Here is a 1,591-nt window from a genome sequence, read left to right on the forward strand (position 1 = left end):
GTACATATAACCCAGATGAAAAAAGAGTGAGAAAACTCCTTCTCCATAAGAAAGAGATAAAAAAGCTCCATGAAAAGGTAACCCAGAAGGGTTGTACCATTGTACCTATATCTGTATATACAAAAAAAGGATTTGTGAAGGTAGAGATTGCCCTAGCCAGAGGTAAGAAAAACTACGATAAAAGAGAAAGTTTGGCAAAGCGGGACCAGCAGAGACAAATGGACAGAGATTTAAAAGAAAAATACTAAGTTAAAACTTTATAAATAAAATGCCGGCTGAATTCAGCCGGCATTTTATTTATATTTTCATATCCCCAAATTTTATTCTTCCTTTTTTTCTCATTGTCTCACTTATGGTAAATGAGAGAATGGCAGGGAGTATAAAGTGAAGGATGGCTATCTTTACAAGAGCACTGCTTCCCATGGTTTCTAAGGTAGAAATCTGACCTACAAGTCCGGCAGTACCCATTCCACCACCGATTTTATTTCCTTCCATTTTGAAAACCACAGTGGCAACAGGACCCAAAATTGCAGAAGATACAACGGCAGGAAGGGCTATCCACGGATTTTTTATTATATTTGATATCTGGAGCATGGATGTACCCAGCCCCTGAGAAACCAGCCCGCTAATCTTATTTTCCCTAAAACTGGAAACAGCAAATCCGATCATATGACACGAACATCCTACTATGGATGCTCCTGCAGCAAGACCTGAAAGGCCTAGAGATATTGAGATAGCCGCACTTGAGATGGGAAGAGTAAGTATTATACCCATCACTACGGATATGAGTATCCCCATAGGTACGGGATGCAGAGTAGTAAGATAATTTATAAATCCACCAAGCATACCCATGAGACTGCTTATGGTAGGAGAGATAAATGATCCTGCCAGTCCTCCTGCTATTATAGTGGCTGCAGGAACAATAATTATGTTTAGCTTGGTCTTGTCCTCTACAAGTCTTGCTACTTCCACCCCTATAAGTGATGCCACCAAGGCTCCCACAGGCTCTCCGATGAAGATTCCACCGTCCTTGATGGTACCTGCTCCGATAGCTCCGCAGATAAGGGCTGAAAATATCCCCAGCGGACTCTTGGTACGAGAGTAAGCAACTCCTGCTCCAATGGCCGGCCCCATCATATACTGTGCAATCTGTCCGTAATGGCTTAGAAAATCCAGCCCGGAATATTTACCTATCTGCTTCAGTATAAGCCCGATAATAAGTGAGGCAAAAAGTCCTAGTGCCATTCCGTTTAATACCTTTGTAATATAACTACTTCCAGGTTTTCTGTTAGACATATTTTTTCTCCTTTAAATAAAATTGAATTACTATATAAATTTTTTATTTTTGTAGATGTACACATATAGAGTAATATATTTTTCAAATAAATACAAATAAAAATTCCAACAAAATAAGGGGTTATAGGTATTTGTACAGAAAATTCACAATCTTAAAAAAAAGATTTTCGAGGTTAAAATGCATAAAATGATGTTATGAAGTTGATTATGCATATGATTAAAGTGAAAAAAATAACTAAATATTTTTTGAGATTTTAGTGATTTTTTAGAGGAAGGGCACTTTATTTAAAGAAAA

General features: G+C 37.7%; 2 protein-coding genes. One reads left to right on the top strand and one right to left on the bottom strand.

The window, feature by feature from the left end:
* On the top strand, nt 1-248 hold a 248-nt coding region (locus ABZA26_RS14740; RefSeq protein WP_372715241.1), incomplete at its 5' end, for an SsrA-binding protein.
* Nucleotides 249-297: 49 nt separating this feature from the next.
* Here the strand turns inward: ABZA26_RS14740 and ABZA26_RS14745 are convergent.
* Nucleotides 298-1,296 carry a PTS transporter subunit IIC gene (locus tag ABZA26_RS14745; RefSeq protein WP_372715242.1) on the bottom strand — a complete coding sequence of 333 codons (999 nt, stop codon included), beginning with the start codon at nt 1,294-1,296 and terminating at the stop codon, nt 298-300.
* Nucleotides 1,297-1,591 lie beyond the last annotated feature (295 nt).

This window comes from Ilyobacter sp. (assembly GCF_041583315.1).
Taxonomy (GTDB): Bacteria; Fusobacteriota; Fusobacteriia; order Fusobacteriales; family Fusobacteriaceae; genus Ilyobacter.

Excerpts from the sequence above, each read along its gene's own strand:
- ABZA26_RS14745 (WP_372715242.1), bottom strand. The coding sequence starts at position 1,296 with ATGTCTAACAGAAAACCTGGAAGTAGTTATATTACAAAGGTATTAAAC.